23 protein-coding genes are annotated in these 26,973 nt (G+C 55.5%); 10 read left to right on the forward strand and 13 right to left on the reverse strand.

Annotated elements, in window-relative coordinates; translation table 11 throughout:
• Nucleotides 1-9: 9 nt before the first annotated feature.
• The 3 genes from fdxH to araJ all read left to right on the forward strand — a co-directional run bounded on the left by fdxH (nucleotide 10) and on the right by araJ (nucleotide 2,925).
• The gene (gene fdxH / locus H650_RS02075; RefSeq protein ID WP_016496044.1) at nucleotides 10-894 is read left to right on the forward strand and encodes a formate dehydrogenase subunit beta; all 885 of its coding nucleotides are present in this window, start codon (nucleotides 10-12) and stop codon (nucleotides 892-894) included.
• Nucleotides 887-1,543, forward strand: a complete 657-nt coding sequence (gene fdnI / locus H650_RS02080) for a formate dehydrogenase-N subunit gamma (protein ID WP_016496045.1) — start codon at nucleotides 887-889, stop codon at nucleotides 1,541-1,543. The genes fdxH and fdnI overlap by 8 nt, the downstream gene beginning before the upstream one ends.
• Nucleotides 1,544-1,737: 194 nt before the next feature.
• Entirely contained in the window at nucleotides 1,738-2,925 is a 1,188-nt protein-coding gene (gene araJ, locus H650_RS02085; protein ID WP_016496046.1) for an MFS transporter AraJ, read from the forward strand.
• 25 nt (nucleotides 2,926-2,950) lie between these two features.
• Here the strand turns inward: araJ and H650_RS02090 are convergent, their stop codons facing one another.
• From H650_RS02090 to adhP, 8 genes are all read right to left on the reverse strand, one after another.
• Entirely contained in the window at nucleotides 2,951-4,042 is a 1,092-nt protein-coding gene (locus H650_RS02090; protein WP_016496047.1) for an alkylhydroperoxidase domain protein, read from the reverse strand.
• Nucleotides 4,043-4,051: 9 nt separating this feature from the next.
• Nucleotides 4,052-5,041: a putative FMN-dependent luciferase-like monooxygenase gene (locus H650_RS02095; RefSeq protein ID WP_016496048.1), complete on the reverse strand. Its 990-nt coding sequence runs from the start codon at nucleotides 5,039-5,041 to the stop codon at nucleotides 4,052-4,054.
• Nucleotides 5,038-6,645 (reverse strand): dipeptide ABC transporter ATP-binding protein, encoded by a 1,608-nt coding sequence (locus H650_RS02100; RefSeq protein WP_016496049.1) that lies wholly within the window; start codon nucleotides 6,643-6,645, stop codon nucleotides 5,038-5,040. The genes H650_RS02095 and H650_RS02100 overlap by 4 nt, the downstream gene beginning before the upstream one ends.
• Nucleotides 6,642-7,493, reverse strand: a complete 852-nt coding sequence (locus H650_RS02105) for an ABC transporter permease (RefSeq protein ID WP_016496050.1) — start codon at nucleotides 7,491-7,493, stop codon at nucleotides 6,642-6,644. The genes H650_RS02100 and H650_RS02105 overlap by 4 nt, the downstream gene beginning before the upstream one ends.
• Entirely contained in the window at nucleotides 7,490-8,434 is a 945-nt protein-coding gene (locus tag H650_RS02110; RefSeq protein WP_016496051.1) for an ABC transporter permease, read from the reverse strand. The genes H650_RS02105 and H650_RS02110 overlap by 4 nt, the downstream gene beginning before the upstream one ends.
• 11 nt (nucleotides 8,435-8,445) lie before the next feature.
• Entirely contained in the window at nucleotides 8,446-10,068 is a 1,623-nt protein-coding gene (locus H650_RS02115) for a TIGR04028 family ABC transporter substrate-binding protein (protein ID WP_016496052.1), read from the reverse strand.
• A 135-nt stretch (nucleotides 10,069-10,203) separates the two neighbouring features.
• Nucleotides 10,204-10,638: a VOC family protein gene (locus tag H650_RS02120; protein WP_016496053.1), complete on the reverse strand. Its 435-nt coding sequence runs from the start codon at nucleotides 10,636-10,638 to the stop codon at nucleotides 10,204-10,206.
• Between the two features lie 64 nt (nucleotides 10,639-10,702).
• Complete coding sequence (gene adhP / locus H650_RS02125) at nucleotides 10,703-11,713, reverse strand: alcohol dehydrogenase AdhP (protein WP_016496054.1); 1,011 nt, start codon at nucleotides 11,711-11,713, stop codon at nucleotides 10,703-10,705.
• A gap of 275 nt (nucleotides 11,714-11,988) precedes the next feature.
• Here adhP and H650_RS02130 point away from each other — a divergent pair, with 275 nt between their 5' ends.
• Nucleotides 11,989-12,591, forward strand: coding sequence for an inorganic diphosphatase (locus tag H650_RS02130; protein ID WP_016496055.1), 603 nt, complete (start codon nucleotides 11,989-11,991; stop codon nucleotides 12,589-12,591).
• Between the two features lie 205 nt (nucleotides 12,592-12,796).
• Here the strand turns inward: H650_RS02130 and H650_RS02135 are convergent, their stop codons facing one another.
• The 3 genes from H650_RS02135 to sra all read right to left on the reverse strand — a co-directional run bounded on the left by H650_RS02135 (nucleotide 12,797) and on the right by sra (nucleotide 16,835).
• Entirely contained in the window at nucleotides 12,797-14,503 is a 1,707-nt protein-coding gene (locus H650_RS02135; RefSeq protein WP_016496056.1) for an ABC-F family ATP-binding cassette domain-containing protein, read from the reverse strand.
• 302 nt (nucleotides 14,504-14,805) lie between these two features.
• A complete protein-coding gene (locus H650_RS02140; protein WP_016496057.1) occupies nucleotides 14,806-16,509 on the reverse strand; it encodes an NAD-dependent malic enzyme in 1,704 nt (567 codons plus the stop codon).
• Between the two features lie 188 nt (nucleotides 16,510-16,697).
• Nucleotides 16,698-16,835 carry a stationary-phase-induced ribosome-associated protein gene (gene sra, locus H650_RS02145; protein ID WP_016496058.1) on the reverse strand — a complete coding sequence of 46 codons (138 nt, stop codon included), beginning with the start codon at nucleotides 16,833-16,835 and terminating at the stop codon, nucleotides 16,698-16,700.
• A 482-nt stretch (nucleotides 16,836-17,317) separates the two neighbouring features.
• Between sra and H650_RS02150 the strand changes: the two genes are divergently transcribed.
• From H650_RS02150 to H650_RS02175, 6 genes are read left to right on the forward strand one after another with little or no spacing between them, the layout of a single operon-like run.
• Nucleotides 17,318-18,676: a glycosyltransferase family protein gene (locus tag H650_RS02150; RefSeq protein ID WP_044489352.1), complete on the forward strand. Its 1,359-nt coding sequence runs from the start codon at nucleotides 17,318-17,320 to the stop codon at nucleotides 18,674-18,676.
• A 22-nt stretch (nucleotides 18,677-18,698) separates the two neighbouring features.
• Entirely contained in the window at nucleotides 18,699-19,973 is a 1,275-nt protein-coding gene (locus tag H650_RS02155) for a glycosyltransferase family 2 protein (protein WP_044489354.1), read from the forward strand.
• Nucleotides 19,973-21,424: a radical SAM protein gene (locus tag H650_RS02160; RefSeq protein WP_016496059.1), complete on the forward strand. Its 1,452-nt coding sequence runs from the start codon at nucleotides 19,973-19,975 to the stop codon at nucleotides 21,422-21,424. The genes H650_RS02155 and H650_RS02160 overlap by 1 nt, the downstream gene beginning before the upstream one ends.
• Nucleotides 21,411-22,223 (forward strand): hypothetical protein, encoded by an 813-nt coding sequence (locus tag H650_RS02165; RefSeq protein ID WP_016496060.1) that lies wholly within the window; start codon nucleotides 21,411-21,413, stop codon nucleotides 22,221-22,223. The genes H650_RS02160 and H650_RS02165 overlap by 14 nt, the downstream gene beginning before the upstream one ends.
• A gap of 3 nt (nucleotides 22,224-22,226) precedes the next feature.
• On the forward strand, nucleotides 22,227-23,378 hold the full coding sequence (locus H650_RS02170) for an MFS transporter (RefSeq protein WP_016496061.1): 1,152 nt from the start codon (nucleotides 22,227-22,229) through the stop codon (nucleotides 23,376-23,378).
• Nucleotides 23,379-23,435: 57 nt separating this feature from the next.
• The gene (locus H650_RS02175; protein WP_016496062.1) at nucleotides 23,436-24,233 is read left to right on the forward strand and encodes a hypothetical protein; all 798 of its coding nucleotides are present in this window, start codon (nucleotides 23,436-23,438) and stop codon (nucleotides 24,231-24,233) included.
• 6 nt (nucleotides 24,234-24,239) lie between these two features.
• Here the strand turns inward: H650_RS02175 and H650_RS02180 are convergent, their stop codons facing one another.
• Nucleotides 24,240-25,322 (reverse strand): mannuronate-specific alginate lyase, encoded by a 1,083-nt coding sequence (locus H650_RS02180; RefSeq protein ID WP_016496063.1) that lies wholly within the window; start codon nucleotides 25,320-25,322, stop codon nucleotides 24,240-24,242.
• 56 nt (nucleotides 25,323-25,378) lie between these two features.
• Complete coding sequence (locus H650_RS02185) at nucleotides 25,379-26,917, reverse strand: methyl-accepting chemotaxis protein (RefSeq protein WP_016496064.1); 1,539 nt, start codon at nucleotides 26,915-26,917, stop codon at nucleotides 25,379-25,381.
• Nucleotides 26,918-26,973: the final 56 nt, after the last annotated feature.

The raw sequence follows: 26,973 nt of genomic DNA on the forward strand, positions 1-26,973 counted from the left end.
AGCGAAATAATGGCTATGGAAACGCAGGACATTCTGAAACGCTCCGCCACCAACCCGGTCACGCCGCCCCCGCGGGCGCGTGATTACAAAGCGGAAGTCGCCAAACTTATCGACGTTTCCACCTGTGTGGGCTGCAAAGCCTGCCAGGTGGCCTGTTCGGAGTGGAACGATATTCGCGATGAAGTGGGGCACTGCGTCGGGGTTTACGATAATCCGGCCGATTTGAGCGCCAAATCCTGGACGGTGATGCGTTTTAGCGAAACCGAGCAGAACGGCAAACTGGAGTGGCTGATCCGTAAAGATGGCTGTATGCACTGCGCGGAACCGGGCTGCCTGAAAGCCTGCCCGTCGGCGGGCGCGATTATTCAGTACGCCAACGGTATTGTCGATTTCCAGCAGGAGAACTGTATCGGCTGCGGGTACTGCATCGCCGGGTGTCCGTTTAATGTGCCGCGCCTCAACAAAGAGGATAACCGGGTTTATAAATGCACGCTCTGTGTCGATCGCGTCAGCGTCGGCCAGGAGCCCGCGTGTGTGAAAACCTGCCCGACCGGCGCTATCCATTTCGGCACCAAAGCCGAGATGCTGGAGCTTGGCGAGCAGCGCGTGGCAAAGCTGAAGGCGCGCGGTTACGCCAGTGCGGGCATCTACAACCCGCAGGGCGTGGGCGGTACGCATGTGATGTATGTGCTGCATCACGCCGATCAGCCGGGCCTGTACCACAACTTACCGAAAGATCCGCAGATAGATACCTCGGTCAACCTGTGGAAAGGGGTACTGAAACCGTTGTCGGCGGCGGGCTTCCTCGCCACCTTCGCCGGGCTGATTTACCACTACATCGGCATCGGGCCGAACAAAGAGGTGGACGACGATGAAGAGGAGCACCATGAGTAAGTCAAAAATGATTGTGCGCACCACGTTTATCGACCGCGCCTGTCACTGGACGGTGGTGATCTGCTTTTTCCTGGTCGCGCTGTCCGGCATTTCGTTTTTCTTCCCGACGCTGCAATGGCTGACGGAAACTTTCGGCACGCCGCAGATGGGGCGCATTTTGCACCCGTTCTTTGGCGTGGTTGTCTTCCTCGCGCTGATGTTTATGTTTGTGCGTTTTGTACATCACAACATCCCGGACAAGCAGGATCTGCCGTGGCTGAAAAACATTGTCGAAGTGCTGAAAGGCAATGAGCACAAGGTGGCGAAAGTCGGCAAATACAATGCCGGGCAAAAAATGATGTTCTGGTCAATCATGAGCATGATTTTTGTGCTGCTGGTGACCGGGGTGATTATCTGGCGCCCGTACTTTGCGCACTACTTCCCGATTCAGGTGATCCGCTACAGCCTGCTGCTGCACGCCACTTCGGCGATCATTTTGCTGCACGCTATCCTGATCCATATGTATATGGCGTTCTGGGTGAAAGGCTCCATCAAAGGGATGATTGAAGGGAAAGTGAGCCGCCGCTGGGCGCAGAAACACCACCCGCACTGGTATCGCGATGTGGAGCGTCTGGAAGCGAAAAAAGAGAGCACCGAAGGCATTAAATAATCTGCAAACCGCTCCGGATAACCGTTCGGAGCGGTTTTATCTTTCCCCACACCTGCGTTTCACACCTTTTGCGCTTTATTCATTAATCTGCCCGAATGCATGGATTTATATGCCAGCCCGGCCATTTCAACTGGTCGCTGCGGCATGAATAGTCAATAATGCCTGTCGCAAACTTTTAACAAGTGGTTAGTGGTATGAAAAAAACCGTTTTTTCGTTGGCACTTGCGACCTTTGGTCTGGGCATGGCGGAGTTCGGCATTATGGGCGTGTTGACCGAACTCGCGAACAATGTCGGCATTTCAATTCCTTCGGCGGGGCACATGATCTCCGCTTACGCCTTTGGCGTGGTGATTGGCGCACCGATCATGGCGCTCTTTTCGAACCGCTTTTCGCTGAAAAACACGCTGCTGTTTCTGGTGGCGCTGTGTCTCGTCGGTAACGCCATTTTTACCTTCTCCAGCTCCTACACCATGCTGATTATCGCGCGCCTGATGTCCGGTTTCCCGCACGGGGCGATTTTTGGCGTGGGGGCGATAATCCTCTCTAAAATCGCGCCGCCGGGAAAAGTGACCATGGCGGTAGCCGGGATGATCGCCGGGATGACCGTCGCCAATCTGATTGGCATTCCGCTCGGCACGTGGATCGGACACGCGTTCAGTTGGCGCTACACCTTCTTGCTGATCGCCGTCTTTTTCGCGCTGGTGATCGTCTCGGTGATTGCCTGGGTGCCGTCGCTGTTTGATACCAGCGAAAGCCGCCTGAGCGAGCAGTTTCACTTCCTGAAAAAACCAGAACCGTGGCTGATTTTTGCCGCCACCATGTTTGGCAACGCGGGCGTATTCGCCTGGTTTAGCTATGTGAAGCCGTTTATGGTCAATGTTTCCGGTTTCAGCGAAAGCGCGATGACACTGATCATGATGCTGATGGGGCTCGGCATGGTGCTGGGCAATATGTTCAGCGGCAGGCTTTCGGTGAAATTCAGCCCAGTGCGCATCGCGGCGGTAACGGAATTACTGATTATGCTGGCGATGCTGGCGCTGTTTGTCGCCGGTGAAAGCAAAGTGGGGGCGTTGTCGCTTGGTTTTGTCTGCTGCGCCGGGCTGTTTGCGCTCTCTGCGCCGCTGCAAATCATGCTGCTGCAAAATGCGAAGGGCGGTGAAATGCTCGGCGCGGCGGGGGGACAGATGGCGTTTAACCTCGGCAACGCGGTCGGTGCCTGGTTTGGCGGGTTGATTATTGCGTTTGGTTTCACTTACAGCTACCTGACGTTACCGGCGGCGGTGCTGACGTTTGCCGCCATGACCTCGCTTCTGATCTATGGTCACCGAAAAACAAAGCATCAACCGCAACAGGCTGTTCAACACTCGTCCTCCACCCGGTGAGCCTTGTGCCCACCGGGTCAATCACTCACGGCAAATACGGCTCGCCAAGCGTTAACATCAAGCGGTTCGCCCATGCGAAAAACGCAGCAGACTGGATAAGATCCAGTTGCTGCAAGGTATCCAGCCCCTGAGCATTGAGTCTTTCCAGATGCGCCACCGTTAACGCAGGCGGCGTTACCGACAGCGCGGCAGCGGCATCAATTTCTGCCTGCCAGCGCGTCGATTGTCCCTCGCTCAAAATCCCGCCCGGCTGCACGGCCAGCAAGGTTTCCACGGCATTATCATCCTTCGATAACTGGCTGGTTTTACGCGCATGGACCGAAGCGCAGTAGATACAGCCGTTAATTTTACTGGCCGCGGTGGCCGCCAGCTCGCGTTCCGCTCGCGGTAAACCACCCGGCGTATAGAAAATGCCTTTATCGGTTAAGGTGCGCTGCTCCAGCACCGGCAGGTTACGGCCCAGCAGGCGGAAATAGTCGGAATCCGTATGGCCAAACTTCGCCAGGATCGCCTGTTCGTCGGGCGTGAATTCCGCCAGCGGTTTTGCCGCCAGCCACGGCTCCCAGCCTAATTCCTGTTGCGTAAATTGTACCGGCGCGGCTTTGCCGCTTTGCGTTTTCGCGCTGGTGTGCCAGGCACCGGCCACCACCGGAATATCGCTGTCAGCTACCGTTTTTCCGTTTAACAGCCGCAATCCGGCCAGTAACCGGCTCTGGAAGCTGACAAACGCAACCAGTTGCGCCAGCGTGACAATGCTCTCTTTCTTCCAGCCCGCGGCAACCAGTGTGTTCAGCGCCTGAGGCGTCGCGTTCACCGGCGAAAAAGTCAGTAAGCGGGCGAATTCCAGCGCCGGGGTTAAGCGTGCCGAAGTCGGGTCGGCGAGGCCAAAACCGGCGTAGTGTGCCGCCAGTTCATTGGCGTTGTGCCATTTCGCCACTTTCGCCGCCACGCTATAGCGCTCATCGGCGGTGAACGCCTCTTCCTGAATATCAAACAGCGCCTGGTAACTGCCTTGCGCATGCTGCGTTGCGGCATCACGCGTGTCACGCGCCTGAGCCACAGGAGAGCCGGGGGCGATCTCCGCCAGTTCGGCAAGAATGTCCTGAGTAAACGCCATAACCACTCCTTATAAAATCTGCGGGGCGATCCGCCCGGCGATCAGTTCGATGGAACGCAGGGTGTCCTGGTGCGAAGGTTCGACCGAATGCACCTGGAAAGAGATATCGGTGGCGCGCGCCAGCACGCTGTCTTTGCTGAGCGAATCCAGAACGGTTTTCGCATCACCGATATGGGCATCAAATTGCTGAATATAATCAGTGACGTTGTCACCATTTACGCGATAGCCCGCCGCGCGGTGCTGCTGCGCTTGCTTCGTAAGACCCGGTGCGGCGACGTGAAGCGCGTAATCAACGCTGTCGGCAACAAACGCGGTGCGCGACGCCAGAATGCGCGGTGTCACACCGGATGGCAGCGCGGCAAGGTAGGCATCGATCATCGGGTTCTGGATAGCATCCAGCGGCAGGAAGGGTTCATCGGCCGGACGCGGTTGGGTGCGCGACAGCATCAATCCGTGACCGCCTTGCGCTGCCCGGATAGCCCCTTCAACCGAAAAGGTGGCGATCCACACGCGCTCCGCCAGCTGCGGCGCAGGCGGGTAGAGGTGGTTATCCGGGTGAGTGAGGGAATCCCCGCGCCACGCACTCTGGATCAGATGCAGACCATCGGCAAAAGCTGTCGCACGTTCGTTAATCGTCAGACCAAACGGCAGAAAGGATGTCGGCGTCCCGCCGGAGCCAAAGCCCACTTCCAGCCGTCCGTCGCTGAGCAAGTCCAGCACCGCCGCGTCTTCCGCCACCCGCAGCGGGTTTTCCAGCGGCAGAGTGATGATGGCAGTGCCGAGCCGAATGCGTTCAGTGTGCGCGGCAACGTGCGCCAGAAAAACCAGCGGCGACGGTAAACCGCCTTCGTGCTCATGGAAATGGTGCTGCGCAATCCACGCCGTATCGAAACCGTGGCGTTCGGCATGGCGGATCTGTTCCGTCGCCAGCCGGTAGCGCTCTTTTGGCGCGGCGTTATCAAGCAGGCGGGTAAAAAAGCCCAGGCGTTTTCGCGTCATGCGAACTCCTCCGTAGCGGGTGAAAAATGGGGAATGGCGTTGATTAATTCGCGGGTATAGTCGTGCTGCGGCGCGGCAAACAGTTGCTCAACCGGACCGTGTTCGACAACGCGACCATTACGCAGCACCGTGACGCTGTGACCAATACGGCGCACGGTCGCCAGATCGTGGGTGATAAACAGATAAGTCAGACCCAGTTGCTGCTGCAGTTGCTGAAGCAGGGCGAGGATCTGCGCCTGTACCGTGACATCCAGCGCAGAAGTGGCCTCATCCAGCACCAGAATGGCTGGCTCAAGGATCAGTGCGCGGGCAATCGCAACGCGCTGACGCTGCCCGCCGGAAAGCTCCCGCGCCGTGCGTTCAAGTAGCGGCAGCGGCAGCGCGACCCGGCGGGCAACGGCCTCCACGCGCGCCATGCGTTCCGCTTTCTCAATGCGCTCAAAGTTCTTTAACGGCTCTTCGATAATCTGTGCCAGCGTCTGGCGCGGATCGAGCGAGGCGAAAGGGTTCTGATAAACGAACTGGATTTTGCGCCGCAGTTGCCGGTGCGCCTCCGGGCGCAACTGCGTGGCATCGATATCATCAATGATCACTCTGCCGCTATCCGCTTGTTCAAAGCCCAGCAGAATGCGCGCCAGCGTGGTTTTACCGGAACCGGATTCGCCCACCAGCGCGTGGGTGCTGCCGCGGCGTACCTCAAAGCTCACGGCGTCAAGCGCCTGTAACGTGTGGCCTTTACCGAGCGAAAAGCGTTTATCGATATCCAGCAAACGGATTGCCGGTGAGGAGTGCGGCTGGCCGGAAACCGGCGCGATAGTCAGTGATTGCCCGTGCACATCGCTGAGCAACTGGCGGGTGTAGGCATGCTGCGGCGCGCGCAAAATATCCGCCGTCTTACCCTGTTCCTGAATGTCGCCGTCACGGAAAACCAGCAGCCGATCGGCGCGCTCGGCGGCCAGCGCCAAATCATGCGTCACAAACAGCACTGCCGTGCCGGATTCGCGGCGTAGCACGTCCAGCAGATCGAGAATGCGTTTCTGCACGGTGACATCCAGCGCACTGGTCGGTTCGTCGGCGATAATCACATCCGGTTGCAGAGCGATAGCCATGGCGATCAGGACACGCTGTTTCATGCCGCCGGAAAGCTGGTGCGGATACTGTTTGATGCGTTGCTCTGGATGGCTAAGTCCCACTTTGCTCAACAGCGCCAGCACCTGCGCGTCGCGCTGTCGGGCAGTGAGTTTGCTGTGCAGATGGAGCACTTCCGCCACCTGCGCACCGATCGTTTTGACCGGGTTGAGCGAATTTCCCGGATCCTGCGGCACCAGACTGATGCGCGCACCGCGCAAGCTGTTCAGCCGCCTGGCCGACCACTGGCTTATCACTTCGCCATTAAGCACAATGTTGCCACTGTCGCGCCGGGCATTCTCAGCGAGCAGGCCAATAATCGCCTGCGCCGTGGTGGTTTTACCGGAACCCGACTCGCCGACAAATGCCAGCATTTCACCACGCTGGAGGGTAAAACTGACCTGATGCACCACTTCGCGCCATTCTCGCCCGGTGCGATAACTGACGCGTAAATTTTCTACCGATAACACTGTCATGCGCGGCCTCCGCGAAACTGGCGGCTGATGCGGTTTACCGCCAGCACCACCACAACCACGACTACACCCGGGAAGGTCGTCAGCCACCAGGCAGTGGATAAATAATTGCGTCCTTCCGCAATCAGTAAGCCCCATTCCGGCACCGGCGGCGGGGTGCCGTAACCGAGGAAACTGAGGGTGGAAAGGGCGAGGATCGCCTGGCCGAATTGCAGCGTGGCGAACGCCAGCACCGCCGTGAGCGAGTTGGGTAAAATGTGTCGCCACAGCACGGCCAGAAAGGTGCCGCCGCTGCCTCTGGCCGCTTCGACATAATCGGTATGGCGAATGCGCACCACTTCGCCGCGCGACAGGCGGGCAAAACTGGCGACCGAAGCCACGCCGACGGCAATTGCCGCGTTCACCGTGCCAAAGCCAAGCAAAATAATGACCGTAAGCGACAGCAACAGCGAAGGAATTGAGAGCAGAACATCCACCAGACGCATCAGTACCGATTCGACGCGTCCGGCAAGCGCTCCGGCGATAACGCCGGTCAGCGTGCCGACAATCAACCCCATCGCCACCGCCGCCAACGCAGCCGAAAGGGAATGCGACGCGCCATAAACAATGCGCGCATACAGGTCGCGTCCTAGCTGGTCGGTGCCCAGCCAGTGACCGGCTTGTGGCGCCAACCGCTGCGCGCCGGCGATACCTTCTGTCGGGCTATACGCGGTAAACAACGCAGGGAATAACGCGGCCAGAACCGCCAGAATAATCACCGTCCACGCCAGCCATAATCCTGGCTGCCAGCGAAAACCCGACCAGACAGGAACCCGCTTGCGTGCGGCGATGGCGTAATCAACCAGGCTCATAACGCCCCTCCGCTAACGGTTTGCAGCCGCGGGTCAAACCACGGCATCAGTAAATCAACCAGCAGGTTGATCAGCACAAAGCCGAGCGCGGAGATCATCACCACCGCCTGCAACACCGCGATATCCTGATTATTTACCGCCTGCTGAGTAAGCTGGCCTAAGCCGGAACGGCCAAACACGGTTTCGGTAATTAGCGCCCCGGCAATCAATTCACCCAGCAGCAACCCGGCAATGTTCAGCACCGGCAGCAGGGCGTTGCCCGTCACATGCCGCCACAGCACGCCGGTTTCGCTAAAGCCTTTCGCGCGTGCTACCGCAACAAAGGGTTGCGCGGCAACCTGATCGATACTGCGCATGAAAATTTGCGCCAGCGGTGCACTAATCGGAATGGCAACGGTAATAATCGGCAGGATCAGCCCCTGTAGTGGCGAAGGGTTAATCACCGGGATCAACCGCCAGTGAAATGAGAACAGCTGAATCAGCGCGATACCCAGCCAGAATGTCGGTAAGGAGATCAGCAGCACCGGAACAGACTGAATCGCATTACTAAGCCAGCGCAGCGCCGGAAGTCGGGAGGCAAACGCCAGCGTGAAGGCCAGTGCTACCGCGAGCGCAAAGGCGGGGAGCGCCAGCTGGAGCGTGTCCGGCAAATTGCTGGCGATAAGCTCGCTGACCGGTACACCCGCTTGCACCGAATAGCCAAAATCTCCGCGCACCATGGCAAGCAGCGTATGAAAATATTGCTGCCAGAGTGGACTGTTTGCGCCATAGGCCACGCGCATCTCTTCGATTTGCGTCGGGCTGAGGCCCAGATCCGGGTTCTGAAACTTAATCAGCACCGCGTCGCCCGGCAGCACCTGAAGCAGCACGAAGGAGAGAGTAAACGCGGCCCATAACACCAGCAGACCTTGCCCGGCGCGCCGCAGAAGATAGTGGCTCATCGCCCGCCTCCTCAGTGTTTTTCAATCCACGCGCCGTAGAACGACGGGCGACCTACGGCTTCAAAGCTTGCGCCTTTTAGCCATGGCGCGCCGGCAAAGACCTGCGGCTCTTCAAAAATCGGGATCACATAAGCGTTATCCAGCAGATAACGCTGCGCGTCACCGGTCAGTTGCAGACGTTTTTGCCCATCCACTTCGGCGGAAATGCTCACCAGCAGGTCGTTAAGTTTGTCGTCGCGGAAATTTTTCACCTTGTCGCTGGAGCCACCTTTTTGCAGCAGCGCGTCGCGGTTTGCCGGATAGAACATGCTTTTCACCACATCCGGATCGGCACGCCCGACTTCGGAAACAGTGAGCGGTGTTTTCAGCGGGTCGAGGTTATCCAGCGTATGGCTACCCGCATCGCCGGCTTTTACGCTCAACGCCACGCCAACCTGTCGCCACTGCTGCGCCACCAGTTGCAGCACCTCTTTGTTTTGCGGCTGCGGCAAGGATTCATACACTGCCAGCGCCAGTCGTTGTCCGTCTTTGCTGCGAATACCGTCCGCGCCTGTTTTCCAGCCCGCGTCGTCCAGCAGTTGCTTCGCTTTCGCCGGATCGAATGTCAGTTTGTCGCGCAGATCGACGTAACCGGCGGCAGAATGAGCAATCACAGAGGTTGCCTGCGGATAATTCGGCGAGAAAAGGGTATCGACAACTTGTTTAGCGTCAGTGGCGTGCAGCAGCGCCTGGCGGACCCGCACATCGGCAACCAGCGGGTTATCGGGGCGGAAACTTATGCTGTCATTCACGCCACGTGTCGGCGCGGCATAAATGTTGAAACCCTGATCGGTGGCCTGCTTTTCGTCGTATGCCTGCACCTGGCGAATAAAGCCCGCCTGACCCGACAGCAACGCGCCGATGCGCACACTGTCTTCCGGGGTGACAATAATTTTTATGCCATCAAGATTCGCCGGGCCTTGCTGGGTGAGGTTTTTCGGCCCCCACTGATAATCTTTACGCGCGGTGAGGGTGACTTCACGCCCCAGTTTTTCATCGCTGACGACAAACGGCCCGGAACCAATAATCTGCCGCGCGTCGCCCAGTTGTTCGAAGTTACGCTGTAACGTACTGAGCGATACCAGACCAGAGCCAATGGTAGCGGTGCCTTGCAGGAAGCCCGGCGACGGTTTTTTAAAGTAGAATTTAACGGTCTGCGCATCGATCACTTCACTGTGATCGTAGTTATTGATCACTTCCGATACCGGCAGGCGTTGCGCTTTGTTGCCAAGGCCGTAGGTGTCGAAGTTTTTCGCTACCGCGTTGGCATCAAGCGGCGTGCCGTCGGAAAAGGTCACCCCCGGGCGAATTTTAAAGGTGTATTCGGTCTTATCGGCGTTGGTGCTCCAGCTTTCAGCAATCCACGGCTCCACCTGCAATGTTTTGGGGTTCTGCCAGGTCAGCTTGTCGGTGATTTGATTAAGAATGCCGCCGTTGGGGTAAAAACCCCCGGCTGGAGGGTATAAATTGGTGTGCGCCTGCTGCTCAAGATAAATTAGCGTGCCACCTTTAACCGGCGTCTGTGCCGCCCAGCTCTGAACGGAAGCGGCCGTTATCAGCACCGTCAGCAGCGGCAAGCGAAAAGGGATGTGCATGGTGAATTCCTTTGTTATCTATTGTCTTAACGTCGGATTCATCATCCGGTGCGCGCTATAACAAGGGAACAAAGGAATTGAGATAAGCATTTCAGAAAAGCGCAAAACCGGGGCACGCCCCGCTAAGACAGCGCGTTAACGCAGCCAGGGCGTAATGGTCAGCCCGACCAGTACCCCTTCAGGCGCAAGCAGGCGCGTGACGCTCTGCCCCCAGGGTTCCAGACGGTTAGCAACCAGCAGTTGATACCCTTTGTTGACCAACACATCGGTAGCGGTAGCCAAATCCTGCACTTCAAATTCAACCCAGCTTTGCGGAACGGGGTGGGAATCCGGCCACTTCTCTGCGCCAAAGCACGACGCGGCGGCGTGATGCAGCGGCCACAGGGCGAAGTGTTTTGCGCCGTCGAGCGCATCGTGGTCGGCGACGAGGTAATCGCTCGCGCCCTCCATCGGTTTCAACGGCAGCCCAAGGGTGTGCTGGTAAAACGCCTGGCTGTCGGCAACGTTTTGCGGGATGGGGCCGAAACCGGCGATAAACAGCACTTCAAGCCCGGGGATAGTGGGGATCATAAACACCTCTGTGTCAGAAAAAAGGGGGCAGTCATGCCCCCCGATTATAGGCAATGCCCGGTGATTAATGGCGGAGGTCGATCACCATACGACCACGGATCTGGCCCTGTTCCATCTCTTTAAAGATGGCGTTGATATCTTCCAGCGGGCGCAGCGCCACTTTCGGCACCACTTTGCCTTCTGCGGCGAACTGGAAGGCTTCGTGCAGATCCTGACGCGTTCCGACCAGCGAACCAACGACCTGAATGCCGTCCAGCACCAGGCGCGGAATATCGAGGCTCATTGCTTCTGGCGGCAGACCCACGGCCACCACGCGCCCACCGGCACGCACGGCATCAACAGCCGAGTTAAAGGCTGCTTTTGCCACCGCGGTAACTACGGCGGCATGTGCACCGCCGGTTTTTTCATGCACCACTGTTGCCGCATCTTCGCTGCGCGAGTTGATGGTGAGATCCGCGCCCATGCTGGCAGCGAGTTTAAGCTGCTCATCATTTACATCGATGGCGATCACTTTGGCGTTAAACACATTTTTGGCGTATTGCAGCGCCAGGTTACCCAGCCCGCCGAGACCGTAGATAGCAATCCACTGGCCCGGTTTAATCTGCGAAACTTTCACCGCTTTATAGGTGGTCACGCCCGCGCAGGTGATGCTGCTGGCCGCGGCGGAGTCCAGACCGTCCGGCACTTTCACCGCATAATCCGCGACCACAATGCACTCTTCCGCCATGCCGCCATCGGCCGTGTAACCCGCGTTTACTACCTCACGGCACAAGGTTTCGTTGCCGCTGTTGCAATATTCGCAGTGGCCGCAGCCCTGAAAAAACCACGCCACAGAAGCGCGATCGCCCACTTTCAGCGAGGTCACGCCTTCGGCCACCTGGGTGACAATACCAATGCCTTCGTGTCCGAGGATCACACCGGTTTTGTCGCCGAAATCCCCGTTTTTCACGTGCAAGTCCGTATGGCAAACGCCACAGCACTCCATTTTCAGTAACGCTTCGCCATGTTTCAGCGGGCGTAATGTTTTTTGAGTCACTTCAACCTGATGATCTTTTGTAACAACAGCAGCCTTCATGGTGTTTCTCCTGTGATGAGGCATGGAACTGAGATCCGGGTGTGGCGTATGGCTTCATCCGTAATATACGTCTTTAGAATTAATGGTTTAGGAGGGACATTCAAGAGCAGGGCAACATGCTGTAATACTTTCAGCGCCTTTCCCCTGGTTTAGGTAGGGTAAATAATCAGTAACCACTCTGTTGATAAGGTTATAGAGTTCGCAGCATCAATGTCATGCTACTGTCATCAATTGTCGCCAAATTGTTGCTTTCTATAACAAAAGAGTGATTAACAATGCATCTGGTGAAAAAACTGCTGGCCGTCAGCATTCTCTTATCCGCCTCGGTTCAGGCACACAATATTCTTGCGTTTCCGCAGCCGGAAAATAACCCGGAAGAGTTCTACGCGGTAACGGAAATCCCGGCGGGCGGCATTATTAAGTATGAAACGGACGCCGAAACCGGCTTTATCGAGGCTGATCGCTTTCAGTCAATGCCGGTGGCTTACCCGGCGAACTACGGCTCGCTCACCCAGTCGCTGGCGGGGGATGGCGATCCGCTGGATGTGATTTTCTACACCCGCGCGCCGCTGGCACCGGGAACGCTGATTAAGCTGCGCCCGATTGGCGTGCTGAAAATGATTGATGGCGGCGAAACGGACGACAAAATTGTTGCCGTACCGGCCAGCAAAATCGACCCGACCTATGACGACATTAAAAACATCACCGATTTGCCTAAAATCGAGCAGCAACGGCTGGAAGCGTTCTTCCGCGTTTACAAACAGTTGCCGGACGGACGTAAAAAAGTGGAGCTGAACGGTTTTAACGACGCGGCAACCGCAAAGCAGGAAATCAAACAGGCATGGGAGGCCTGGAAAGCGAAAAAACCGCAGCAGTAAGAAACCACCTGCATGCCACTGGCATGGGTTACGCTTTTGAGTGACGTCCTCACTAAAAAGTCTCTGCCGGTTCTGCACGATGTCGATCCGAAGACACGCAGGGTGTCTCCTCCGGGCGAAAAGAATTAACCAGCACCTGTTGCTGACCCGCAGCACAGGCTGATGTTAAAAAACAGGCGCCGTAAGGCGCCTGTTTGTTGTGGTACTACAACCTCTGTTGAAGGCGGGCAATCTCCTCGCGCCACTGCGCCTGAAGCTGCGGTTTCTGGTGCTTCGCTTTACGCGCCAGGTCTTCTGCCAGTTGGGTTTCAAGCTTAATTAACCGCTCCAGAAGGGCATCAATATCCTCTGGCTCAGCGGCGACGCTAAGCGCCTCCGGCGCTGACTGCTCGTGGCGGACACTTTCGCGCAGGCGTTCAAACACCGCCTCAGCATCATGCCATTCGCTCAGCTCACCGTTTTCCACCAGCCAGAAGCGGTTACAGCTACTGCTGATAAGCGCTCTGTCGTGGCTGACCAGCAACACACCGCCGCTGAACTGTTGCAGCGTTTGCGCCAGCGCCTCTTTGCCTGCCATATCCAGATGGTTGGTTGGCTCATCCAGCATCAGCAGGTTAAAGCGCGCCAGCGACAGACCGACAAACAGCAACCTGGAGCGCTCACCGCCGCTGAGTGTCGCCACGCGTTGCCCGTGACGCGCCCAGGCAAAACCGGCGCTGATGAGCGCCATTTTGCGATCCTGTGGCGTGGGGGCAAACGGCCCTAGCGCGTCAAACAGCGTGGCGTCATCCGGCAACTGATGCAGCGTCTGGTCGTAGTAACCGGCGTTCAGCCGGGGATGCAGACGCAACCCGGATGCGCTTTCCTGCTGGTAAGCCCGCCAGATAAGACGCAGCAGCGAGGATTTCCCGCAGCCGTTACGCCCGACAATGGCGACCCGATCGCCGCTTTTCAGCCGCGCAACCGGCACCCGAAACAAGTCCGGTAATCCGGGCGCAGGCGGAACAGCGAGCTGTTCCATCTCCAGCAGACGGTCCGCCCTGAGTTCCTCGCCATGCAGCGCCAGCCGCCACTGGCTGCCCTCGGTCAGTTCGGTCTGGTTCTCTTTCAGGCGTTCAACCTGGCGCTCCATCTGTTTCGCTTTGCGCGCCAGATCTTCGTTGTCATAGACGCGCCCCCAGGTGGCCAGCCGTTTGGCGCTGGCGGTAACGCGGTCGATCTCCTTTTGCTCCGCTTTGTGACGCAGGGCATCGCTCTCATCCCGCGCTTCCAGCGCCTGCCGCGCCGCGCTACAGGGGAGCGCGAAGCTGTGCAGCGTATGGTCACGCAGGATCCAGCTGCCATTGGTCACCGCATCCAGTAACGCCGCGTCGTGCGACACCATCACGAAACTGCCGGACCAGCTTCGCAGAAACTGTTCCAGCCACAGCAATGTGGGCAGATCGAGGTGGTTGCCCGGCTCATCCAGGAGCAGCAGATCCGGTTCGCGGATAAGCGCCCGCGCCAGCAGCAAGCGGGTATGTTGCCCACCGCTCAGCGTGGCGGCCGTTAAGGCGATTTCCTGCGGACTCAGCCCCATGCTGGCCAGTAATGCTTCGCCGCGCCAGCGCTGGCTGTCGCGCTCCGTCGACGGGAGCTGCGCCAGTACCGCATCAAGCAGCGTCATCGATAACAGGGCATCGGGCAGATGTTGCTCAACGCGCGCCAGCAGGCACTGGTTTGCCACCGTCACGTTGCCGGAAAGCGGCGACAGCGAACCGTCCAGCACTTTTAGCAGCGTACTTTTGCCGCAGCCATTGTCGCCAATTAGCCCGAGGCGATCGCCTTTTTTCAGGGTGAAGGAGAGATCGGAAAATAACGGACCAAACGCCGTTTCAACACGGATGGATTGTGCAGATAGTAATGTGCTCATTGCTTACTCAAGAGTTACAGGCACGAGCGTGCCTCGTCAAACATCGCTGACGATAACCTGGTAAGCCCAAGGGAAGGGATTGTTGTCTTCGCTCAAGCCGAAGTTATCGCAGCACGAAACCGATAACGCTTGAGCTGGCGCGATCGCCAAAGGCATGTGAATAGTCAAACAATTCACAATACAGCATAAGTAGCCTCCTTTTTTATATTCAGTAAGTTAATGGGTGAAAAGGAGTTTAGCGGGGAAATGAATGTTTTACCAGCAGGGAAAAACCCGGCGCACTGCGGCGCCGGGTGCGGAGATTAAATAGAAGTACGGCGGTAGCTGCGGTACTTCGGCTCCCAGAAGTTTTCGTCAATGGATTGCTTCAGCGCTTCGGCCGAGGTTTTTGCCGCCAGGCCTTGTTGTTGCGCCATTTTGCCAACGGCAAAGGCTATGGCGCGCGAAACTTGCTGAATGTCCTTCAGCTCCGGCAGCACCAACCCTTCGCCATTAAGCAGCAGCGGGGAGTATTCCGCCAGCGTTTCGCTTGCCGCCATCAGCATTTCATCCGTAATGCGTGACGCGCCGCTGGAAATAACCCCCAGACCGATGCCCGGGAAGATGTAGGCGTTGTTGCACTGGGCAATCGGGTAGGTTTTCTCTTTCCACTGCACGGGCGAGAACGGGCTGCCGGTGGCAACCAGCGCCATCCCATCCGTCCAGCTAATGATATCCTGCGGCGTTGCTTCCACGCGCGAGGTCGGGTTCGACAGCGGCATGATAATCGGTCGCGGGCAGTGTTTGTGCATTTCACGGATGATCTCTTCCGTGAACAACCCGGTCTGACCAGAAACACCGATCAGAATATCCGGTTTCACGTTACGCACCACATCCAGCAGGGAAAGGGCTTCATTTTGCGCGCCGGTGTCCCAGTTTTGCAGGTTTTCGCGTTTTTGTACCAGCTTACTCTGGAACGGCAGCAAATTCGGCATTTCGTCCGTCAGCAGGCCGAAACGGTCAACCATATAGACCTTCTGACGGGCGTCCGCTTCGCTCAACCCTTCACGCTGAGTCTGCGCAATGATTTGTTCCGCAATACCGCAACCGGCGGAACCCGCGCCAAGGAAGACGATTTTCTGCTGGCTGAGCTGGCTGCCCGCCGCGCGGCTGGCGGCGATCAGCGTCCCGACAGTGACTGCCGCCGTGCCCTGGATGTCATCGTTAAAGCAGCAGATTTCATCGCGATAACGGTTCAGCAGCGGCATGGCATTTTTCTGCGCGAAGTCTTCAAATTGCAACAGCGCGTCCGGCCAGCGCTGTTTCACCGCCTGAATAAATTCATCCACAAAAGCGTAGTAATCATCGCCAGTGATACGCGGATGACGCGAGCCCATATATAGCGGATCGTTAATCAACTGCTGGTTGTTGGTGCCAACATCCAGCACGACGGGCAGGGTGTAAGCCGGGCTGATACCGCCGCAGGAGGTGTAAAGCGACAGCTTACCAATCGGAATACCCATGCCGCCGATGCCCTGGTCGCCAAGACCGAGGATGCGTTCCCCGTCGGTCACCACGATCACTTTGATGTTGTGGTTCGGCACGTTTTGCAGGATGTCGTCCATGCTGGCGCGGTTCTGCCAGGAGATGAACACCCCGCGTGCGCGGCGGTAAATATCAGAGAAACGCTCGCATGCCCAGCCGACGGTTGGGGTATAGATCACCGGCATCATCTCTTCGAGATGATTTTCGACCAGCCGATAGAAGAGGGTTTCATTGGTGTCCTGAATATTGCGCAGATAGATGTGCTTATCGATGTCGGTTTTAAAGCCCTGATACTGCAACCAGGCGCGTTCGGCTTGTTCTTCAATGGTTTCAACCACTTCTGGCAGCAGGCCAAGCAGGTTGAAGTTGCTGCGCTCTTCCATGCTGAAGGCGCTGCCTTTGTTCAGCAACGGAAACTCCAGCAACACGGGTCCAGCGTAAGGGATATATAACGATCGGTTTTTATTATGCTTTGCATTCATCTTACAGCTCCTTGATCAACTTTCTCCCGTGGGGGTGAGTCACGGGCAGGTACAGCGGCGGGCGCAAGTATAAAGCATCGCTTCAGCAAATACTTCCCGATCGCGGTATTCGTTGATTGAATTTTTAGCAATAACAAGGAGAGGGAAGATAAAACACCACCCCGGACGGGGTGGTGAGGGTGGACAAATCAGCCTGCGCGGCGATGACGCCCGGAACGGTGAGTGACCACCGTCTCTTCCTGGTTGTCTTTCGTGACAACTTTGCGGGTGTTCGACACTTTGTAATCCAGCCCCATAAGATGACGTGCCTGACGGTTCGATTTCATGCTTACTCCTTAATCCAGTTCAATGTTTCAAGGACAAGCCCGGTGACTGACCGGGCGAAATTCAATCTCATCATTGCGCGGTACAAAAAACATACCGAACTGTTATCCTCGGACATCCCGGTATAAAGTGCAATAAGAAAAGTTACCTTTAGGTTTTATCGCGATAAATAATAAAGCCTCTCTAACAGATTAAATTCCTGCACACTATAGGGTTTGCGAGTAAAAATTCCGAATGGCCTCAATTAAAGTAGAATATTCTTGAGTTTAAACGCCTTCACAAAGTTGCTTAATGGTTACAATAATTAAATTGATATATTACGGATGAAACATCATTTCGCTTTTTTGTGTGACGAAAAGTAAAAAAATGACATTATCTTCAACATTGCGATGCCAACCACTTTAAACCCAGGCCGTAATATGCTTTTCTTAGCATCAATGGAATAATTAAAAAAATATCTTCGCAATGAGAAAGAGGTAATTCCATGGACGTTAGAAATGGAGTAATTTTTATTTCTTTTGATGCTGTTGCTTTTTCAGGAATTACTGTTGAAGCATTCAAAACAGCACAAGAGTTAGTGCACAAGGGAATTAAGCCTTATCTTGATCTTGGTTACGACATCAAGATTGATAAAGGCAAATTCAATAAGCCATATGAATGGGAGAATGCTATATATAAAGATGGATTTACGCTTGTACGAATAAATGACATTACCAGCCTACCTGACTACAACCCCGGTTTTATCGAGTACTCGCATAATGTATTGATTAGCCAGAAAATAACCGTTTCATCAGCGGAACGTGAAAGAATTCTTTCTGTGATTGATAAAACAGCATGCCAACTGGCAAAAAAAATCGTGCTGCAATGGGAGCAACTCAATATCGGTACGGTTTATGTTGAAAACGGCACGCTTCCGGAAAATATTATTTATACAAAAGCTCTATATATTGCAATAGATGTATATGGGAAGCGATATGATTTAGAGAAATTCGTCACCTGGCGCGACCATGATTTAATGTGGAACAGCGAAAAAACGGTGATGAAATATGGTGCTTATCCATACCCATATGCCATCAAACCCATAAAATCCCCTTATATCAACTACGTTACGCTTAATGAGGATTTGAAAGCAAAACTTGAAGAATGGTGTAACTATGCTGTTGAAGTTAAAGTTAAAAAGAACGCTTACAACTTTAGCGAGGCGCGAAGTCATAGTGATATGCGGCGCAGCCTTGGTATAGGTTGTAATGATATATTGATTGCCCGAACCACGCGCCTCATCCCACAAAAACGGCTTGACCGGGATATTTACCTGGTATCAAAACTCAACCAGCTATTTCAACAACACGGTCGCGAGGGGCACGTATTTCTTGTTATCGCAGGCGATCCCCATGAGGCGCCAGAGTGTTATCAATCGCTGGTTGATTTAGCAAGGACATTACAGGTTGAACCGTTTATACACTTTATTGGTTGGCTGCAGCACGGTTACATGCCTCCGGGCATGAACACCTACACCATTGAAGATTTATATTACTCGTGTGATGTCGTCTCTTTTCTGACGTCATGGGATTACGACAGTTATGGAAATCCAATTGGTGAAGCGATTAGTCACCGGCGTTGTTACATTTCGACACGTTACGAATATTATGACGAAGTTTATGGGCAATATGGTTTCTTTGCGCCAGTCATGGATATTTCTGCCGAGAAAGATGATTTACCTGACGATGAGTTTATTCTCAATGTTTATAAACTCATCACTAACAAACCGTTAATGTCAGAAATGGCTTATCAAAATTTTCTTATTGGTAAGAAAATACTTAACAGTAAGAGCATTGAGTCTTAATTAATACTCAGGGAGAGTATATATGCGTAACAATGTTTATGTTTCGATTGTCTTACCCGTTTATAACGAGAGCGACAGAATTAATTCTGTGCTTGTCTCGTTACTTCATCAAAGAACGCGTAATAATATGCTGACACATGATAACTGGGAGCTGATCGTGGTGGATAATAATTCCACCGACGATTCAGTAGCGCAAATAGAGGATTTTCATCGGCTCAATCCGGCAATGGATATTCATATCATCAAGGAAACCACGCAGGGTGTCTCCTCCGCGCGAAAATGCGGAATGGACTACGCCTCGCTGCGTTCAAAAGCGCGTGATAAACGCCTTGGCATAAACCGTAAGCACTATATCGTTTCGGCCGATGCGGACTGTACCGTGGACAGCTGGTGGCTGCACACGCTAATTGAAAAAATGGTCGAGGAAGCAGGGGATTTAGGCACCTGTAATTACTACTACAACGAAAACGACTTCCGGCTGCGCCCGAACCTGTTTGCGGAGATCCAGAAAACGCTGCGCTGCCGCGATGTCTCCTTCTCGCTGTTTGGCGGCTTCCCGGATGGCAAAGGTTTTGCCGTTGAACGTACGATGTACGACAAAGTCGGCGGCATTGAGATCTTTTACCAGCTCAATAACGGCCGGTTTGTCGAGCACCTTTCCGATGACTGGGATTTCGGTATTCGCGTGATCGCCGCGGGCGGAAAACCTGTCTACGCACGCGATTCCCATGTTGAAATCAACAGCCGCCGCGTGGACACCATTCTGCAGGAAGTGATAACCGGTGTCGCTTATGGACAGGATGGCATCATCATCATGAAAGATGTCCGTCCGGAAGGGGGACAGCAAACCTCGCTGAGCGACACGACACCAGAACAGTCATTACAGGCCTGGCACTACTCCATAAAAGATTACGTGCCGAAAAACATTGTGCTGCCGGTGCTTCTCAACCCGCACCTGCTGTTAGACAGCGACGCCGTGCGTCACTTCTTCGGTCCGGTGGTAGCCGATCGCCTGTTCCGGCGCATCGAGGCCATCAAACACGAAACTCGCATTATCGATTTCACGCCCATCCACGCCTATAAAACGCCCGCTTACCGGCTCTATTTCGAATTTCGCGACGAGATTTTCAGCGCCATGCGCCGCGCGATGGGCGAAGACATTGGTTTCCCGCCGCCGCTGCCAGCCTGTTTTGACGAGGTTCAGGAGCGCGATTTCCAGCGTTTCGTCTGGTATTTCTGTGAAGATCGCGAGTCCGGCATGGCGCATAACTACTTTGCCAACGGGGGAGTCTTCTGATGAACAGCGCACTTCTGGATTCATTGAACGATCTCGACCCGCACTACCCGGTGCCGCGCGTGTACGACTTTCTGGCGGCGCCGGAAAATCACACCTTGCTGGAGTACGTCTACCGGGATCCTTTTGGTTGCCATGTGTTTCCGGGCGACATCAAAGACTACCCGCAGGACGCCTTTTTCCGCGAGATGGAACACGACATTAAACAGGCAGCGCAGATCCATCTCTGGGCGTCGATTCCCACCTGCCGCTACCGCTGCCATTTCTGCCAGTTCCCGACCATTATCATTAATCCGCAGAGCGCCCCCTCGCGGGCCGTTTTTCACCGGGTTGTGGATCAGAACATTCAGGAAGCAACGTTGTGGCTGCAAAACGTGCCCGCGCTTGCCCATGCGGAAGTGGGCGAATTTAACGTTTTCGGCGGCACGCCGTCGTTGCTGCCGGAAGCGGAACTTCGGCGTCTGATTGAGTTTTACCGCAACAATTTTAACTTTTCTGCCGCCACGCTGCGCTTTGAAGGGGAACCGGCAACGCTGACAAAAGCCTATCTGCAGCTGCTCAAAACGCTGGGGTTCAGCAAAATCAGTTTTGGCGTCCAGTCATTCAATAACCAGCTTATCGAGGCCTGTGGACGTAAACATAGCGCGGAAACCTGCGAACAGACGATTGCGAACGCGCGCGAAGTCGGTTTCGACTGGATAAGTGTGGATCTGATCTACGGCCTGCCAGGGCAAAGCGTCGATGACGTGAAATATGATATGGAGAAGTGCCGCGAACTGGCGCTTTCCCATGTCGTCTGCACAAAGCTGCATATGGCGGAATTGATGAAGCAGCGCACTGGGGTATCGGGGCAGCGCCAAAGTTTATGGCAAAAAAAAGGGACGACCAGCCGCTTTCCGGGGCTCGGTAAGCAGTACCAGATGCGTGAGCTGATCGAGCGCTACTTCGCCGATGAGTACACTGAGCATCCCACCATGTATTTCCATCAGCGCACCCAGCCTGCGGAGAAGTGGAAAGGGCTGATTACTGATCTTGATAAACAGTATCCGGAAGTGGCGATTGGTCTTGGCGGCAGTTCGAAATGCACGCAGTCGGAGGCGATCAACATTACGGATTACAAACACTACTCCCAGGCGCTGGAAGAAGGGCGCTTACCCATTGAATCGCAACAAGGTTTTTCACCGCTTCAGCGCGAAGTTAATGCCTTCAAAATGGCGCTCTCCACTCTGCGCCCGGTCAACGATAGCGAATTCCGCCAGCGCTTCGACGGTCGCAGTTTTTTCAGCAACCCGGTTATTCATCGTGCGTTAGAAACGTTAACGCAAAAAGCGCTCATCACCGTGACTGGCGATAACGTCACGCTTACGCCAAATGGCATCACGCTGGTGGAAGCGATCATTAATACCCAATTCACATTCGCCGACAGCCAGGAGGTCGCGCATGAAACGCACTGACGCATCAACACCGGTTTTTAGCCTTTATTACATCGCCATTGACACCGAAGCCGGGGTCACCAATGAACAGTTTGAGCAGTTTGTTCGTGAGAAAGGGTGCCAGATCCCCTGTTATCCCGGCTGGCGCTGGACGTTGCTGCGCGGCCTGCGGGGAGAGCGCGCCGGGCAATTTCTGATGCTGTATGAAATCGAAAACGCCGACCTGCGCGATCGTTACCAGCGCGCAGACGGCAATCTCACCGAACTGGCCCGTCAGTTCTGGCGCGATCGTCCGCACGCTCAGCAATTGCTGCGGGAGTGGCAACAACTAGGGACATTCAGCGCGCTACCGACGATCTACACCGATTATCGTCTGCTGGCAGAAAACAAAAAAAGCACCGTGATGGATGGCCCCCGTTATCGCGAGCGGCCGGGAGAGGAACCGGAAGCCAGGGTGATTGGCATCCATAACCTGGCGCTGCGCCCGGATGTCGAAGCCGCGACCTTCGAGACCTTTATCGCCGAAAATTACCAGCGTATTGAAGATTACCCGGACTGGAAATTCCGCTTGCTGAAAGGCGAGCGCGGCAACCGGCTGGATCAATATGTGGTGATGATGGAGATCGCAAGCCTTGCGGCGCTGGATGTTTTCTATCCTGAACCGGATATCGCCACCGATCAGGCAGCCATTTTCGCCAGCGCACACCGGGACACCAAACAGATGTACGAGGAGTGGAAACAGCTCGCGTCCTTCTCGGGATCGCCGCAAATCTACACCGATTATCTGGCCGTGGCCGAAAGCCAGGGACAAGGAGTGTAGCCAATGACAACGCCTCACCCGGCCACAAATACCGGCGCACAGCATGCGACGCGGGGGATATTTTTTATCGCCGGTCTGGCGGTCTCCGCGTGGGCACCGCTGATCCCGCTGGTGAAAGCCACGCTGCACGTTGATGACGGCGCGCTGGGTTTGCTGCTGTTTTGCATTGCCGCAGGGTCGATGCTGGCAATGCCGTTCAGCGGCAGCTTAATCAGCCGGTTTGGCTGTCGGGCCGTGATCCTCTGCTGCGCCCTGGTGTTGTGTCTCGATCTGCCCGTAATGTTGTTTATCGATTCCCCCGTCGTGATGGGCGGGGTTCTGCTCTTTTTCGGCGCGGCAAATGGCCTGCTCGATGTGTCGATGAATAGCCAGGCGGTGGTGGTTGAGCGTGAATCCAGCCAGGCAAGAATGGCCGGTTTCCATAGCTTTTATAGCCTGGGTTGCATCGCGGGTGCCGGAAGCGTCAGCCTGTTGTTGTGGACAGGTGTGGCGCCGCGACACGCCATTTTACTGATTGCGCTGCTGATTCTGGCGATCGCGCTGGCTTCATCCGGCCATTTATTAGCCAGACGCCCGCAACAAACCGACGCGAAAGGAAGCCTGCTGCGAACGCTGGCGCATCCGCATGTGCTTTTCATCGCCATCGTCTGTTTTTTTATCTTTCTGATCGAAGGCGCGATGCTGGACTGGTCCGCCGTTTTCCTGCACAGCGAACGGCAGATGCCCGCGCAGCAGGCGGGCCTGGGATTTACGCTCTACTCCATTGCCGTAGCGCTGGGGCGGGTATATGGCGATCGCTTAATCAACACGTATGGCAACGTGCGCGTGCTGCTCTTCGGCGGAGTATGTGCCGCGGCGGGGTTGCTGGTGATGGTTTCACTGCATAGCGCCATGCTCTCTCTTGCCGGGTTCGTGCTGGTTGGCGCGGGGCTGGCGAACATTGTGCCGGTGCTTTTCTCCGGCGCGGGGAATCAGCCCAGTGTGCCGTCGCACTTCGTGCTGCCCGCCGTCACGTTATTCGGCTATGCGGGATTGCTGAGCGGCCCGGCGCTGATTGGCGCCATGGCTCAACACTTCAGCCTGAGCGCGGTGTTCAGCGCCGGCATTGTGCTTCTGCTGCTGGTTAGCCTGCTGGCGCGCAACATTATCCATTAACCACGGGCACGCCCGTGTTGTGAAAATTGAAAAATCGAAAAAAAGAAAGGAGTCTTTATGAATTACCCATCTCATGCAGTTTTTAGCGTGCATTACATTGGCCTCAACCTGAAAAAAGGGGTAACGGCGGGCGATTTTGAGCAATTCGCCCGCGAGCGCGGTGTGCAGATCCCGGCGTATCCGGGCTGGCGCTGGACGTTGCTTAAAGGTTTGCGCGGTGAGCGAGAAAACGAGTATCTGATGCTGTACGAAGCGCCGGATGCGCAGCAGTACGCCCGCTATGTGACAGCCAGTGGCGAGCAGACCGCCGAAGCTCAGCAATTCTGGCAGCAACACCCGCAGGCGCTGGCGCTGATTGCTGAGTGGAAAACCTTCGCGACGTTTGCCGAGCTGCCGACCATTTTCACCACTTATTCCCTGGTGGCGGAAAATACGCATAGCTCGTTGCCGGATGGGCCGAATTACCAGGCCAAAGCCGGGCAAGAAACGGTGGCGCGCGTCGTCGGTTTCCACAACCTCGCCCTGCGCGCGGGCGTGCTGCCGCAGACGTTCGAAAAATTCATTACTGATAATATCCACCGCGTCGAAGATTACCCCGGCTGGAAATTCCACATGCTGAAAGGTCAGGGCGGTAATCGTCTCGATCAGTACGCGGTGATGCTGGAAATCGAGAGTCTGGCGTCGCTGAACGCCTTTCATCCGGGGCTGGATGTCTCCACGGAAAAATCACTGGCCTTTGTCGCCGCACATCAGGATACGGAACGGATGTATGACGAGTGGCGCACGCTCGCATCGTTTTCCGGTGCGCCACAGCTCTATACGGACTATCTGGCGATAGCCGGAAACGCCGGTTAACCTCACTTACTCCTGTCGGGCGGTGGCGGCCATCAGATGGCTGAGATCACCGCCCAGACGGGTGTTTTGCAGCGGGCGCAGGGGCGCTATACGCTGGCGCAGCGGATCATCACACCTATAAAGCTGGCACCAGCCTTCAAGCCAGGCCAGATTGGTCGGGTGCTGTAAAAACGACACATCCTGCGCCGCGCCTGTCTTTTGCGCAAACGGCTGCGCATCGGTTATCCCGCCAATCACCACTTCCCCCAGACGCCGCAGCGCGTCGTGATTTTCCGCTTCTGGATCGACACCGTTTGCACGGGCAAACAGCGCAATCATCACCAGCGGCTGGATAGCGTAATTGTGGTAAGAGAACGCCCGCTGACGACGGCGCAGTTCGTTGGGTAAAAAACCTTGCGGATCAATTTGCTGCATCGCCGTACGGTAAATATCCAGCGCGTCGGTAAAGAGATCGCGCCGCTGCGTGACGACCGCGGTTGCCATAATGGCCCAGGCCGCCCAGTAGCTGTGGTTATTGACTTTATTCAGCGGTAAATCATGCCATTCGTTAACGGTTAAATCGCCAAGTGTGCTGAGCCAGCGCTCAATATTTGCCTGCTGAGCCGGATAAGCGCGCAGCGGATGCTGAGGCGAATATTGCAACTGCAGCCAGGCAGAAGAGAAGGTGGCCAGCGCCCATTTACGCATTGATCTGCCGGTATGGTTCTTCGCATCGCCAGTTAACGCACCCGCGCTGGCCCATTCCGCCAGGGCGTTGACCACACAGGCGACATTCAACGGGTTCCCGTTTTGCGCCCAGGCGGTGACCTGGCGGCTGACAAAGCGCTCCATATCGGTAATCGGTCTGGTTTGCTGGCGGAAAGCGGCGTCGGCTTCAGGGTTGAGCGTGGCGCGCGCGCTGTCGGAGCCTGCATATTTACTTTGAAAATCCAGCACGCCAGTAAAAGGCGCGGGAGCTGTGGGGCAGTTAACCGCTTTTGCTGGGTGGTGTTCCGGCGGTTGCATAAACCCGGCGGGAGGAGAAAGACGATCGGCGCCATGGGCGGCTGCCGAAAAGATGAAGATCAGCACTGCTCTTAGAAACACCATGCTATGTCCTGTTTTCCACGACCGGGAGCAGCACTATAGCATGGTGTGCTGGACTATCAGCTACCGCCGAAAACATGCACCGCGCGATGCAGGCGGGCGGCGCGTTCAGAGAGATCTTCCGCCGCGCTGGTGACATGCTCCACCATGCCGGTGTTGTTGTGCGTCATGGCGCCAATACGCGAAACGGACTGGTTAATCAGCTCCAGCGCCTGGGTCTGTTCGTGGGTGGCGATGCCGATCTCTTTAATCATCGCCGACATATTGATCACGCTTTCGATCATCGCTGTCAGGTGGGTTTCGGTGTTTTCGACCATCTCAACACCGCTTTTCACGTTAGCCACGTTGTGTTCGATAAGCGTCTGGATTTCACGCGCGGCAGAGGCGGAGTGTTGCGCCAGATTACGCACTTCCGCTGCAACCACGGCAAAACCGCGGCCGGATTCACCGGCACGCGCCGCTTCCACCGCCGCATTCAGCGCCAGAATATTGGTCTGGAAAGCGATACTGTCGATGACGCCAATGATGTCGACGATTTTATTATTGTCCGCGGAAACCGACTGCATCATGGCAATGGTCTTTTTCATCACATCGCCGCTTTCCATCGCGCTGGCGCTGGTCTCATCCGCGCGCGCCATCGCTTCTGTTGCGGTTTCCGCCGTTTGCCTTACCGCGCTGGCGATCTCTTCAACTGCCGCCGCAGTCTGGTGCAGATCGCCGGAGGTCTCTTCCGTACGTTGCCGCAGAGAGTCGCCTTCGCTGGAAATGCGCCCGCTGATCACGCGAATGCCTTTTATTTGCGCGGAAACATCGCCCACCAGCGAATTAAGGTTCAACCCGGACTGGTTTACCAGGCGCATCAGCAAACCGATTTCATCCACGCGGTTAAAATGGCGGTAGTCGGCTTTTCGCCCGGAGACCACTTTTTGCATTTGTGACAAAACTATTTTGAGCGGGCGTGATATTTGGCTCTGCAAAAAAGCGGAAAGTAATCCCAATGCAATAACCGTTACACCGGCTTTTTCAGCAGCATTAAATGGCAGGAATTGCAATACCACTAACAGGGCAGCGGTAATAATGGCGCCCAGGTTAATCCGTTTTGAAACACTAATCCGCTGGAAAATTGAAAGGAAAGAAAATAACCCACGGCGAACCACTAAACCTTTATAAAAACGGAAACCGCGAAGTTTGTTTTCATTCACTTGATCATAAAGCGCGGCGCTGGCGTCAATTTCATCGCGTTGTGGAATATTCCGCACCGAGATATAACCGGTCAACTCACCTTGCTGATAAACCGGCGTCACGTTAGCGCGCACCCAGTAATGATCGCCGTTCTGGCGGCGGTTTTTCACCATCCCGGTCCAGCTATCACCTTGCTGGATGGTAAACCACATATCACCAAAAGCGGCGGCGGGCATATCCGGGTGGCGAATAATATTGTGCGCTTCGCCCATCAACTGGTCTTCGGTAAATCCGCTGGCGTCAATAAATGCCGTATTGGCATAAGTAATATGGCTGTGCGTATTTGTGGTCGACAACAGCGTCGCCCCATCGTTAAGCAAATACTCTTTCTGTGTAACAGGAGTGTTACGCTTCATGAAAAACCCCGTAATGTACCGCGATCAATAAATTGCTGACGCGGTAATAGGCTTTT

The organism is Enterobacter sp. R4-368, from assembly GCF_000410515.1.
GTDB lineage: Bacteria > Pseudomonadota > Gammaproteobacteria > Enterobacterales > Enterobacteriaceae > Kosakonia.